This is a genomic window from Stieleria varia, from assembly GCF_038443385.1.
Lineage (GTDB): Bacteria > Planctomycetota > Planctomycetia > Pirellulales > Pirellulaceae > Stieleria > Stieleria varia.
This window is the reverse complement of the sequence record NZ_CP151726.1, coordinates 7,693,188-7,707,001: the sequence shown is the minus strand read 5'-3', so window position 1 is coordinate 7,707,001 and position 13,814 is coordinate 7,693,188. Positions and strand designations below refer to the sequence as shown.

Below are 13,814 nucleotides of genomic sequence, written 5' to 3'. Positions count from 1 at the left end.
GGCGCAATCATGGGTCCTCACTTGCGCTGTTCGAGCGATTTCACGGTCGGTTGCCACGTGTGACCGAGGTCCCCAGTGACGGATGTGCGGAATGTACGAGTGGATCCTTCAATGACCAGCGATATCGAACGGTCAGCATCCGGCCGCAAAGTTCGACAATTGGCAGGCTAGCTCGTGGTGCCAGCATCAGCGGACCCTTCTTCCACAAATCGAGTAGATCGTCAGGGATCGTCTCTACGACTGGATGACGCTGGGGCTGGTTCATATGGTCTATCGATGTATCGCTCTCGGCGTACGTTACCCATCAGGCGACGGTGGCGGAGGATTTTTAAGTTCTGACGGCCAAATTCGCCGCCCGGTTGGACCGGATCGCTAGTGCCTGCTCTGTTTCATTGAACGATGGTAGCGATGGCACCTTGTGATGAACACGATCGAGAACAATGCACCAATCGTAGACAACAGTTGCATTGCCAATACCGGTGACGACCGTGTTGGGATCCAGTTTCGCATATCGGTCGGATCAAACAGTATCAAGCTTGCCGGGAAGGCGAAAACATAGATCGCGCACATCAGCGCCGTCCACGGGAATGTACGGAACGACCGCCTTTCCATTGTGAATCCATTTGCGGCGATGAAAAATGGCACAGGGTCGATTCGAAGTGAATCGGTCAAAGGTAAAACTGCAATTGGCCATAATAATTGGTACAGGCCAAATGCTCCGACGACGAGTTGCGTTCGCCGGAGGAGGTCAATCGGGAGTACGGTATCTGGTGCTGATCGCGATTCCAGATCTTCTGTCGCCGCTGGTGGTCTGTATGGATTCGAAATCAAGAAACTGCTTCCATCTCTTGGGGCAACGCGTGAAATCGTCGCAAGCTGGGAGGTCAGGATAACAAAGGGCTCTCTTCTTGAATGTCAGCTCCAACGTTGCGATCCGCGTTGGTTGGTTGGTTGGTTGTGAGGCGCGGATTCGTTGACGCCTGCGGCTTGGCGTTAAACGAGATTGCGCCTGCGGCTTGGCGTTCAACGAAGATGGAGTCTCGCGGCGCGAGGAGTCTGAGTTTACTGGGGGAGACTGAGGATGCGGTTATGCCCAGTGTCGACGATGTAGAGCTGACTGTTGTGCCAGCGGACGCCGTGGGGGCGGAGCAGTGTGATGCGAGGATCGCCATTGCCTTGCCCCAGTATCGTGGTGACTTGTCCTGATGACGGGCTGTATTTGCGGATTGCTCCGTTGCGATCATCGGCGATGTAGACGTTGCCTTCGGGGTCACAGCAAAGGTGTTTCGGTTCCCCGAATTGAGCCTGCAGGGCCTCGCCATCGACATACCCTTTCTTGCCGTTGCCGGCGACCGTGTGAATCGTTCCGTCAGGACGCACGACTCGCAAGGCGTTGCCGTTTCGCTCCAGCACATAGACGTTTCCCAAGGTATCGGAACAGACCGCGCGTGGATCGACCAACGGGCTCTCCGTTGCGACTGCTCCGTCGATGGGCACGTCCTTTTTTCCGTTGCCGGCAATCGTAGTGACGTTGCCGGTAGATAAGTCGACGTCACGAATCCGCCGATTTTTAAGATCGGCGATGTGCAGACGTTGGCGATCGGGCGACAGGGCGATGCACATGATGAAATCAAACTGGGCGTCCGTTGCACGCCCACCGTCGCCGGAGAAACCTGCTCGGGGGACTCCCACGATGGTTTGAACTTTTCGTGTTTTCAGATCCATCGAACGGACACAGTGATTCCAACTGTCTGCAATCAACAGTTGCCCGTTTGCCGAGACCACGCAGTTGTGCGGTCCGTTGAAGGATGCTTTGTCGACAGGCCCGCCGTCGCCCACATAGGCTTGCTCATGTTTATCACGCAAGGTTTGCAGGTTGCCATCGGCGGATCGTTTGTGCAAAGCTCCACTGGTCAATTCGACGATGTACATCGCATCGGAGTCGTCGAAATCGATGCCGAAGGGTTCTTGCAAAGGACTGCTGGTGAAATCCCAGTTGCCGTTCTCGCTGGTGAGATAGTCACCCACGACGAAGCGAACCCGGTCGGTCTTGTCGTCATCGGCCCATGACGTCATTGATGTCACTGATGTCAGTGCACCGAGAACGACGACGAGGGACAAGAGTGTTTGTGTTGGTGTCGAATTCATCTCAGGGTTTCACCGGTTCGGTTTCGAAATCAGACTTGTTGACCCAGCCCGCGTTGACTTTTTCGCCCGCCATATAGCGTTCGTAAAAGTTGTCGGTTGCGGAACTGGAGTAGGGATAGCGATCAAAGACATCGCCCTTGCCGAACATCCGTGGGTCACCTTGCTGGGACAATTCCGTTGTCATCTGTTGTTTCAGCTTGGCAACGGCCTCGGCATGTTGGGCCGAACCGATCAGATTGTTGGTGCAGTCGGGATCGTTTTCGATGTCATAGAGTTCTTCTGCGGGGCGTTGGCCGAAGCATAATCGCCAAAACGTTTGTGCTTGACCGTTGCGTCGCATGTTCAGGATTTCTGTTTTCGTCGCTCCACCGTCGCAGTTGAGGTATCCCGTTTCGGGGTTGCCTGCGGGCCAGCGATCGGGCTGAAAATTGCGTAGGTACAACAAGCCGCCTTTGCGAATTCCGCGGATGGGATAGCCGCCCGATTCAGGACGCCCGATGTCATGGCGTTCTTTGCCGACCAGAACGTGATCGCGTGAGGCAGCGGCGTCGTCTTGGTTCTCGAAAAGATCAAAGAGGCTTTTTCCGCTGATCGGTTGCATGATCGGACCGGCATTGTTGATACCCGCGGCTTGCAAAAACGTGGGTGCCAGATCGGTGAAGTTCACCACCGCGTCGACTTCGTGACCGGGATCCTGGATTCCTGCTGACCAGCGGATGGCCAGCGGAACGTGGTTGGAATGCTCGTACGCTTGACCTTTCGCACGAGGAAATGGCATCCCGTGGTCCGACGTGGCGACGATCAGCGTGTTGTTGAGTTGTCCGGATTCACGCAAGTGATTGAGAATGCGTCCGAGGTGGTTGTCATAATGTTCGACTTCCACGGCATAGTCCAGCATGTCGTTGCGGACGGTTTCGTTGTCAGGCCAGTAGCCCGGTACCCGTTCGATCGAGTCAAGCGTTTTACCCGCTCGAACGCCACTGCCATACTCGTAGCCGCGGTGGGGTTCCGTGGCGCCGTACCAAAACACCCAGGGCGTATCCTTGGGCACATCGCCGAGGAACTCGGCAAAGTTGGCTGCGTAGTCGATGCCGGAGATTTGTTTCGTCGGCGGTTTGGACTTGAGCTTGGAGTATTGTTTGCCGGTGATCTGGCGAGCTTTGCCATCGACGTCGTTGGCGATGCCTGGCCCCCAGCCTTTGCCCGTGTAGCCGGCGAAATAACCATCGGCTGTCAGACGTTCCACATAGCCGCCGAACTTGGGTGGAAAGACGCACATGTGGTTGCCGGCTTGTTCCAGTTGCCAGGAATAGCGGCCGGTCAAAATCGTTGCCCGCGAGGGGGCGCACTTGGCGTTGGGCGTGAATGCGTTTTGGAACAGCAAGCCTTCGCGGGCGATCGAATCAAAGCTTGGCGTCTGAACCCATTGACATCCGTAGGCGGTGGCGTGGCCGTAGGACCAGTCGTCTGCGATGGCGAGGAGAATGTTGGGACGCTGAGCAGCAGAAGCTTGGGACGCAGAAGCTTGGGAGGCAGAGGCTTGATCTACAGCAGATTGGGCTTGTGCGATCTTTGGGGATGGCACACTTAATAGCAACACGCTCAGCAGCAAGGGGAATCCAACAAAGCAAGCAACGATTTGCCGATACATCGGGAAGCTCGGTACATCAGAGTGTGGGTCGGTCGGTGGGAGTCGACCAGTTTAACCACAATGCATGTTCACCGTGTGCTCATTGAGCAATTTGTCGATGTACTGGTCGATTCGATCGAGTGCGTCGAGAGTGTCTGTTTCACTGGAGCGTTTGGCGGATTCCTCGCAAGCCTTTGCCAGGACGGTGATGTTTTTCAGTCCCACGGTTCCACCGGACCCCTTCATCCAGTGAGCCCGTTTGGCGACAGCCGAAAAATCCCCGGTGCGACACATCTGCTGCAATTGGGGCAACTCGGCCAGGACTTTGCTGGCGAAATCGACGGCATATTTCCGCAACCAATTCGAGGGGAGAGTTTCGTCGGCGAGCGACGACTCGTCAGTGGATTCGTGAGGCACGGGGTTGATGGGGATGCAGTGTCTGCCCTTGGCCCAATCGCGGACTCGACGTGTCAGCAGGTCCAGGTCGAGTGGTTTGGACAGGTAGTCGCTGCAACCGGCGGCTTTGCATTTAGCGTCGTCGCCGAGCATGGTGTTGGCCGTCATTGCGATGATGGGTGTATTCAATCCGGAGTCTCGCAAGCATCGTGTTGCGGTATACCCGTCCAACACGGGCATCTGCATGTCCATCAAGATGACATCGATGCGGCTGTCCCTTTCTTTCAGGACCTCGATCGCCTGTTGGCCATCCTCGGTCGATTGGACTTTGGCACCCGCGACGGACAGCAGACGCGTGATCAGATCGCGGTTGGTCGGCGCATCGTCAACCACCAAGACGTGGATGCCGGTCAAATCGACTCGAACCCACGCAGCGTCCGATTCCCCACCGGCGACTTCGGCTGCCGAGTCCTTGCTCAGCATTCGAACCGATTTGTTGGTGTTCGTCGCGACGGTCAATGTGAACGAGCTGCCCACGCCCATCTGACTGGAGACCGTCAAGTCGCCGCCGAGGGAGGTGGCAAGTTGTTTACTGATCGACAGTCCAAGGCCTGTTCCGCCGTATCGACGTGTGGTCGAGGTGTCGGCTTGAGTGAACGGGTCAAACACTCGTTCCATCTGCGACGGAGTCATCCCGATGCCGGTGTCTTGGATCACGACTTTGATCGTCGTCGATGAGCCGCTGACGGAGACCAGGACGCTGCCGCGATGGGTGAACTTGATTGCGTTTCCGATCAAGTTGATCAGGATTTGTCGCAGACGTGTCGGGTCGGAGGAGATGGTTTCGGGAATGTTTGAGTCGAAAGCCAGTCGCAACTCGATTTGTTTTTCCGATGCTTTGGCCGACATCGACTCGACGACTTCACCGACGATCTTTGCCGGGGAGCATGGCAGTTGCTCAACGTCGATGCACTTGGCTTCGATCTTGGACAGGTCCAAGATGTCATTGACGATGTGCAGCAAGTGAGTGCCGTTGGCGTGAATGGTTTGCAAGTCGTGTCGCCGCTTGTCAGGATCGGAGTCGATTCCGCGTAGCATGAGTTCGGTGTATCCGAGGACTGCGGTGATGGGGGTTCGAATTTCGTGGCTCATCCGCGCCAGAAATTCGCTTTTTGCGTCGTTGGCGGCTTCCGCTGCTTCTTTGGCCGCGTTCAGATCCTGTTGAGCGGCTTGCAATCGGTCCGCCGTTTCCTGCAGTTCTTTGGAATGCCTGACCAGGGCAGCGGTTCGATCTTGAACCTTGACTTCCAACGTTTGATTGAGTCGTTCCAACTGCGCGAAGCCATCAGCCTTTTCCATTGCCCCGCCGGCGGCGGAGGCCAGGTAGTTGGCGATTCGAATTTCGTCATCGCCGTACATGCCGGCCATGTGAGAGTTGGCGACGTAGAGGTAAGCGATGATGTCACCGTGAGCACGAATGGGCGTACACAAAAATGCCCCGTAGCTGTCGGTTCGAGCCGTTGAGGCTTGCGAGTGCGATTCGTTGGAAGAAACATTTTCACGATCGGTGATAACGGTTCCGCCGGTACGTTCCGCGCGAGAGACGATTGCTGCGTCAAAGGGGGCATCGATCGGCGTGGTGACGGACCGTCCGCCGTCGACGGATTGTTCAACGATCAGCACGCGATCGCCACGAAAGATCTTGGTCGCTGCAAGCAGGACTTGGTTGCGAATGTCGTCGGGCGACAGGCTGGTGGCGATTTGTCGTCCGGCATCCAGCAGCGAGTCAAAGCGATCAACGAGCGAGAGCGAGCCATCGTCATCGTCACAACCGACGGACAGCCGCACCCGGTTGTTTGTTTGCTCGGCGTGCCTGAGCACTCGTTGGTCGACGGTCCATCCCAGTTCTTGTGCGTATTGCTGAAACATCAGCACGGTCTGCGCGTGTTCCCAATCCGCGTCTTGCTGTGTTGCGACGTTCAGGCTTTCCCGAAAACATCGTTTTGACTTATGGAATTGACCACGCATTCCGGCGACTGCGGCACATTCACGTAGCGCATGAGGCAGGTCATTTGTGAAACGCCTCGCGATCTTCAGTGCTCGCTTGGCTGCGGCCTCTATCTCGCGCAGGCTGCGGTTTCGTTTGCGCAAACTGATCGGCGTCGACAGTTCATACCGCCGACGCATTGCCGTGACCAACCAGATGGATGCCGGAGCTGTGTACGCGTTGACCAGGGAGGCTCGCTGGGCGATCGCAACGGAATCACGCAACGCGTCGACAGCGTGGTCCATGTCATTTTGATAGAAGGCATTGACTCCTTCTGCCAACTTGATTTGACAGAGCCGTTGAGGGTCATAGACATCCCGGCTCAACTCTGTGTTCAGCACGTCGGCGGGCAGTTTCCCGAGCGATGCTTGGGCCCAGATGTCGATGAGCTTTCCGGTTGCGTGATCGTCACCGTTCTGGATCGCGAATCGATAAGCCGCCCGTGCTTCGTCCAATGCATCACGCAACCTACCTTGCCGGAGACAAGCTGCTGCGAGTTGGTATCGGGCGACATAGATGTCCCAGCGGTCGCCGGTGCGGGTCAGGATTTCGACACTCTGACGCGACTGCTCGATACATTTTTCGAACTGTGATGACGAGTACAGCAGCATGCTGAGGAAATTCAGCGTTTGTCCTTGTCCCCAAACGTCGTTGCGGTCGTGCCGCATGTCCAGAGCCAGTTGTGCATAGCGAAGCCCCCGTTGGTGCATGCCCATCAGGTTCATCACCGGAGCGTGTTCGGAGTAGGCTTGAGCCAGTTCGGTGGATTCGGTGAATCGCTCCGCTTGATTGAGCCCTCGCAGGTGAGCCCAAAGCGTGTGAAACCGATCGCGAGTGTACCAATAGGTATGAGCGAGTTTGCTGTACAAGTGCAGGCACAGCTTTTCAGTGGGATCCGGCTCTCGCTCCCGTCGCGAGATGCGTGACGGCAGGAACGTGTGGATCATCTGAATCGAGATTTCACAAATGAGGTTCTTCAACAAGGCGGTTCGGCTATTGCTGACCGGTTGGCCAAGTTGTCTCAGAGCGGTTTCGAAATAGGCGATTGCCTGTCCTTTTTTTCCGCGTTTGAAACTCAATTCGCCTCGACGCATGGCGACCGCTGCCTTGTCAGATTCGCTGATGGCGCTGGCGGCGGACCAATCAAGCCACCGCTCGGCCTGATCAAATTCGCCCTGCAGCAACAAGACTTCGCTCATCATCATTTCGACGAAGTGTCGCGTCACGGACTGAGCATGTGGAAACGCGCGGATCGCGATCTGCAGATATCGCGTCGCTCCGTCGAGGGAGTAACGTTGGCGAGCATGGATCGCCGCGTTGACCGCGTGTGGCAATGCTTCCCGATGCATCCCGGCGGCGTCAAAATGGTGAGCCAGTTCAAAGCACTTGGTCGGCTGGGTGGCTTGCAGATGCCTGGCAAAGCGTCGATGAAGTTCTCGCAAGTGATCTTCGGTGACGCTATGAAGAATCGTCTGGCGGACGTTGTCTTGGACGAACGCGAACCCGCCATCAGGTTTGCTCCATATCAGTCGATGCTCGCGGGCGATCGCAAGGTGTCGATGGGTTTCGAAGGAATCCATTTCAGTCAGGGCGACGACCGATTCCATTGAGAACTGATTGCCGACAACTGCGGCCGCGACGAGAAAATCACGCGAGGACGCGGGCAGTTGGCTGAACTGTCCCTCGAAAACATCGCCTGCAGATTCGGCGACTTGAAATTCGCGGAGTTTTTCCGAGTCGATGCTCCAGCAGTCCTTTTCGGGGTGAAGGACCTCGGAGTCGATCATGCCACGCAGCACGGTGGCTGCCATGAAGGGGTTTCCTTTGGCGTAGTCGCGTACGACTTTGATCGCGCTGGCCGGTAGATGACCGGCCATGGACTCGCAGAGCTGCGAGATGCCTTCATCATTCATCGGCTTGAGAGCCAAGTGAGTGCACGAATCGAGCATCGCAAGATAGGGCTGAGCCGATTCAACATCGTCGCGGAATCCAAAAATCAGCGTTTGGTGAGTCGCATCAGCGTTCAGGACCTGAGACAGAATCCTGCGTGACATTTCGTCCAGCAGTTCACAGTCGTCCAGCACCATCAACACGGGATGGTCGATCGCCCCCAAATGAGTCATCAGAGTTGCGAACGCGGTGACGATTCGGCACTGTCCGAGTTCATAGGGGCCTTCCAGTTCGTGATCGCAGGCAACCGTTGCCGAGCGAGAACGGGGTTTGTCCGATGATTCCGTCCAGTCCAGTGCGTTGGCCAGCCGGGGCATCGCGGTCAACAATTCGTCACGGTGATCCGCCATGACCTGAGCAACCCGCCTACGCAATTCCCGCTCAGAGGAAAGCAGATCCGCAAGCTGATTGACCATCCTGAGCCAGATGCCTGCGGGCTCCTCGACTTCGGATCCTGATGCTTCGCCGATGAGTACTTGAAACCCCATTCGCGTGGCGCGTTGCACGGACTCCTCGATCAGGCGACTTTTGCCGATACCGGGCACACCGCTGATGGCGATACGCTGCCATCCACCCGAGAGGGCATCACCGAGGCAGGAATGAATGGTGTCGACATCGGATTCGCGGCTGATGAAGGCGGGGTCGATGATGACCGACCTGGAGTCGCGATGTCCCAAAGCGAGCGGGCATTCCAGATCACCCCTTTCGATGGCGTCACGGATGCTTTCCGCATCACGCAATGCAGATTCGGCCGACTGATAGCGTTCCCTGGGTTCCTTGCGGGTCAGATGTTCGAGGAACGAAATGAGATACGGAGGAGCTTGTACGGGGACATTGGCGACGGAGAGTCCGATCGTTGATTGCTGAAACAGGATTTCACTGACGGTGTCGCCAGAGAACGGCATCCGTTGCGTCAGCATGTGATACAGCAGCAAACCGATGGAATAAAGATCGGACGTGGGGCCGATATCTTGTTTGATGATTCCGGCGAGTTCGGGCGAAGCAAAGGAAGCAATTTCACGCCCCCTGTGGCTATCTCCGGACATCAACGCGGCTCGCCAAACGGGGCCGTATCCCGCCAGGACGGCGGAGCCACCTTGGCGGATCACGACATGGGAGGGACGGACGTCTCGATGCACGACTCCCAATTCGTGAATCTTGCAAAGCGCGGTCAACAAGTCGCAGATCCACGACATCGCTTGATGGGCGGTTGGCGGTTGTCTGTCGACGATCCGTTGCAGCGATTGGCCTTCGATCCACGGATAGACCAAGCGTAGTTTTTGGTCGCGAAGTTCAAACTGCTGCATCGCGCAGTAAGATGCGCAATCGACCTCCGCCAGCAGACCGGCCTCGTTCTCCAACCGCGCTTTTAGTCCCTGGAAAAACAGATTTTGAGGCAGGTCGCGAACGACACAGCGTGTGTTCGTCGTTTCATCGAGCGTCAGCCAGCAATTGACAGAGGGGACATCCTGCAGTTCACGAATGATTCGATATCGATCGCTCAGTAGCCGATTGCCCGAGGAGTCTTCTGCGGTCCGTGCCTCGCTCCATGCGACGGGGATACCAGAACGATCAACGAGGCCGTCGTAGAAGATCGGCTGTGACGAAGCTGAGTTTCTGACGCCGATTTTGAACATTGGAATTCACTGATGGTTCGCTTTGAAATCCCAGTCCCGCCCCGAAGCGAAGTCCGTGATCAAGTGAGCCGTCGTGTCGCCTGACACGATCTAGGTTTGGCCAGTGAAAGCCTAGGTTCAACATTGTCTGCCGCGTCTACCGTATGCGAGGGTTATGCGACATCGGGGCAACTATTGTTTTGCAGTCTGCGGCGTATCGAACACCACATCATGCAAATCGCCCAAGATGACCGCGCGGGTCATCTCTGCTGTGCTGCGAACATCCAGTTTCTTGTAGGCCGACTGACGATCGCGTTCGATGGTTTTGACGGACAAACTCAGTTTCGTCGCAATCTGTTTGTTGGGTGCGCCGTCGACCACCAAGTCGACGATTTCGCGTTCCCGCTCGTTCAGGCTGCCCAGTCGTTCGTGGCATCGACGCACATCCGCGTGGTGCTCAATAACTTTCTTGACGTGTTCGGCCTGACGGATCAGGTCGACGATTTCACCACGTTCCATCGACTGTGTGGCGACCAGGTTCGCCAGATGCTTGATCGCCTCGGCCGACGCCATGGTTGCATTATCACTCACCACCAATGCACGAGGAACGCAAGTCTCACGTTGGGACAAAGCAAACTCGAATGTCTGCCAGTCTTGGATGTTCGCATCATAGTCCAGGAACACACAGACACAGTTGCGTTGATCGGTAACGCTGGACAGATAAGCCGTCACGCTTGGGAACGACTGCACGATCATGTCAAGCGATGCGGCTGCTTGGTTTACCTTCGCAACCCAGTAATCGTTGCTGCTGATCACACTGATGAACTTTGATTGAATCGACATGAGAGGCCCCAGGTGTACAATGGACGGATCGAATTGAGAGTACTGCGACATGGTCAAATGTCCGTGTCGCGACATTGAATTGAATCGGCACTCTTAGCGTTCTCCCTCACCAATCTCGACTGCGTACTTTACGCGGGTGTCATGCACACAGGTGATATTTGCGCAGGTGACATCGACACCCGCGTCAAAGACAACCACGATCGATTGCATTGCAAATCGCATGAGGGTTTACCGTCAGTTCGCGAGATGGCGTGCGGTTGATGTTGCACGAACGTCATGCAACAAGCGATCAGAGTGCGCGGTGTTGGATGTGCGTGAACGCACGTGTAATCACACCGGCAAGAATCAGCAGCAGACGTTTGCACGCGTCGCATTGCTACGACATGGTTTTGACGCAAAGGTCTAGCGATGCCAGAGGGGTAATGATCTCAGGATGCGTACCCAAGCGGGTGACGCTATTAAACGCCGTGAGCCGCGACGCGTAAGCCGGGTCTTGCACGCATCGAGTATCCACTGCAAAATGCAAAACCCGTGGTCTGACGGCCAGCGGCTCAGGGCGTATGACACCACCCAGCGTTTGGTTACACGACCATGGGACAAGGTGCGAAAGAAAGTCTGCCCATATCAGCGGGCACGCGATAGCGTCCGGTTCTCACGTCTATACTCGGGAACCGGACGCTATCGCGTTGCGGCTGATGAATAGTGACGCTATCGCGTTGCGGCTAGAGATTAAACCGAGCTATCGCCATTCGGCTGATTGGGATACGCAACCAAGGAACGGCATTGTGGTTACGCGCGATAGAGCTGGCAAGCGACACGGATGAAATTGGGAGCTTGCATCTTTTCACATGCGCTCTTGCGATGCTTGTCGATGGTTTGCTTCGTCACCGAAAGTCGCTTCGCGATCCCTTTTGTGTTCGCGCCTTCCAGAAACATGTTCATGATCTCGCGTTCACGCGGGGTGAGCGTTGAGAGTCGGCTGCGTACCTCGCACGGCGAGTCGATACCGTTGGTGTCATGTTCGATGGCACGTTGGACGGATAGCGAGAGCGCTTCGTGGTCCAACGGAAACCCCGTGAGTTCAAAGCAGCCTGCTCGGATGGCTTGCCGGATATCCGCAGGTGACATGTTGGTGCAGCATGCAACGATAGAGAGGCGAATGCCTGATGACGAGATCCGTGCGATCTCGCCGATCACGTCGTCACGATGGGTGTCAAAATCAACCAGACAACAACCGGCACGAAAACGACTGAGTCGATCGATGGCTTCCTCCCACGTGTCGACTTCCACGAGTTGAAAGGGAAGTGCATCTGGCAGTGTCGCCAAGCTGAGTCGATCGCTTTTGAGAACGACTGCGATGGGCCGCGCAGCGACCACGGACGGAAAACCGTCGAAAGTAGACTGAATCAAACTTCTTGCCCCAAAGTTTGTAGAGTGTCGTTAGTGAAGTTGCCTGGCCTAATGCGCGGCCTGTGAGCTTACGTTATGCTCAAAGTTCATCGAGCAGTTCATCGAGCAGTTTGCCCCACTGCTCCGTCGAATCGCTCGACTTGGAGCCGAGCGTTGCTTCTCGGACCGCCATTTCCAAGACAAAAGGAAAACTAGAAAATTAGTGAACAAAAAATCCAGACCAATAGGTGGTTTTTTCAAAAAAACTTTCAAGTGGACCGAACGCCCCTCCGTGGCGAGCGTTTCCGGTAGCAGCAACGCTACGTGCTGCAGGCATCCAGCGGAGCTATCATGATGGTCTCACCTCCCCCCATTTCAAACCTTGCATCGGCATCGAGTACCTGCTGTGAAGAATCCTGTCACGACCGTCCAAGCTCTGCTCCGATTGTTTCTGCCCCATTTGTTGCCGCCCCAATTGAAGCTGGCCCGTTTGAAGCTGGCCCGTTTGATGCTGGTCCGTTTGATGTTTTGTTCGATGGTGGCATCGGCAACGGTGTCGCCCATGACGTTGGTTGCCGAAGACACGGATCGGACGACCGCTCAGCAGTGGCCCACGTTTCGCGGACCGCACGGCAATGGCATCGCCGGCGAGGCAAAGTTGCCTGCCGTGATTGACGAATCGACGGTTCGCTGGCAGACACCGATCCACGGCAAGGGTTGGTCGTCTCCGGTGGTGTGGGGCAATGAAATCTGGCTGACGACGGCAACGCCCGATGGCAAGACGATGTCAGTGATCTGTGTGGCGCGTGACAGCGGCAAGATTCTGCACGATGTGGTGGTCAAACAGAACGCGGAACCTGCGTTCTGTCACCCGATGAACAGTTACGCGTCACCTACACCGGTCGTCACAGCGGAGCATGTCTTCGTGCATTTCGGTTCTTACCTGACGGCTTGCCTGAACAAGTCCGATGCGTCGATGGTTTGGCAACGACTCGATTTGTCGTGTGACCACCATCGTGGACCAGCGTCCTCGCCGATTCTGTATGACGGCAAGCTGTACATTGCCTATGACGGGTTTGACCAGCAATACGTTGTGGCGTTGGATGCCGCGACGGGAGCGACCGTTTGGCGTCGGGACCGCGACATTGATTATGGCACTGACAACGGTGACCTGATGAAAGCGTACTGTACCGGGCACGTCATCCGCGTGGACGGGGTGGAGCAATTGGTTTATCCCAGTGCAGTGGCGACCATCGCCTACGATCCGAAGACCGGCGAAGAGCTTTGGAAAGTTTACCATGGCGGAATGAACGCTTCGGCGCGCCCCATCTACTCCGACGGTTTGATCTTTTTGACCAACGGCATGGGCTCAATGGTTGCGGTGCAAAGCGGTGGCCATGGAGACGTAACAGAGACCGGCATCGTCTGGGACTCAAAGAAAAGTGTCGCCAAGAAATCGTCGCCCATGGTCGTCGATGGTTTGCTGTACATGATCAGCGACGACGGTGTGGCCACGTGCCGCGACGCCAAGACGGGCGAAATCCATTGGCAGGAGCGACTCAACGGGGAATATGCCGCTTCGCCGATCCTTGCCGATCACAGAATTTATTTCTTCAGTCGAGAAGGAGACATTTTGTCGATCGCCCCTGGAGTCGAGTACAAGGTGCTCGGCGAGGGCAAGCTCGGTGATGGATTCATGGCCTCACCCGCCGTTGTTGGCAATGAGATGATTTTGCGAAGCAAGTCAATGCTGTACTGCGTTTCCGCAAAGTCCGCTGATTAGGTAGATTGAGAG

The 13,814-nt window shown here is 56.1% G+C and carries 7 protein-coding genes; 1 reads left to right on the top strand and 6 read right to left on the bottom strand.

Annotation, left to right across the window (positions count from 1 at the left end; all coding sequences use genetic code 11):
* Positions 1 to 1,062: 1,062 nt before the first annotated feature.
* The 6 genes from Pla52nx_RS25835 to Pla52nx_RS25810 all read right to left on the bottom strand — a co-directional run bounded on the left by Pla52nx_RS25835 (position 1,063) and on the right by Pla52nx_RS25810 (position 12,040).
* Positions 1,063 to 2,148, bottom strand: a complete 1,086-nt coding sequence (locus tag Pla52nx_RS25835; RefSeq protein WP_146518798.1) for a hypothetical protein — start codon at positions 2,146 to 2,148, stop codon at positions 1,063 to 1,065.
* Between the two features lies 1 nt (position 2,149).
* Positions 2,150 to 3,799: a sulfatase family protein gene (locus Pla52nx_RS25830; protein ID WP_146518797.1), complete on the bottom strand. Its 1,650-nt coding sequence runs from the start codon at positions 3,797 to 3,799 to the stop codon at positions 2,150 to 2,152.
* Between the two features lie 51 nt (positions 3,800 to 3,850).
* Positions 3,851 to 9,808 carry an ATP-binding protein gene (locus Pla52nx_RS25825; RefSeq protein WP_146518796.1) on the bottom strand — a complete coding sequence of 1,986 codons (5,958 nt, stop codon included), beginning with the start codon at positions 9,806 to 9,808 and terminating at the stop codon, positions 3,851 to 3,853.
* Positions 9,809 to 9,979: 171 nt separating this feature from the next.
* Positions 9,980 to 10,630, bottom strand: a complete 651-nt coding sequence (locus tag Pla52nx_RS25820; protein ID WP_197454346.1) for a response regulator transcription factor — start codon at positions 10,628 to 10,630, stop codon at positions 9,980 to 9,982.
* 93 nt (positions 10,631 to 10,723) lie between these two features.
* Positions 10,724 to 10,852, bottom strand: a complete 129-nt coding sequence (locus Pla52nx_RS25815) for a hypothetical protein (protein WP_261344235.1) — start codon at positions 10,850 to 10,852, stop codon at positions 10,724 to 10,726.
* A 567-nt stretch (positions 10,853 to 11,419) separates the two neighbouring features.
* Positions 11,420 to 12,040 carry a LuxR C-terminal-related transcriptional regulator gene (locus tag Pla52nx_RS25810; protein WP_146518794.1) on the bottom strand — a complete coding sequence of 207 codons (621 nt, stop codon included), beginning with the start codon at positions 12,038 to 12,040 and terminating at the stop codon, positions 11,420 to 11,422.
* Between the two features lie 385 nt (positions 12,041 to 12,425).
* Between Pla52nx_RS25810 and Pla52nx_RS25805 the strand changes: the two genes are divergently transcribed.
* A complete protein-coding gene (locus Pla52nx_RS25805; RefSeq protein WP_231741767.1) occupies positions 12,426 to 13,802 on the top strand; it encodes a PQQ-binding-like beta-propeller repeat protein in 1,377 nt (458 codons plus the stop codon).
* Positions 13,803 to 13,814 lie beyond the last annotated feature (12 nt).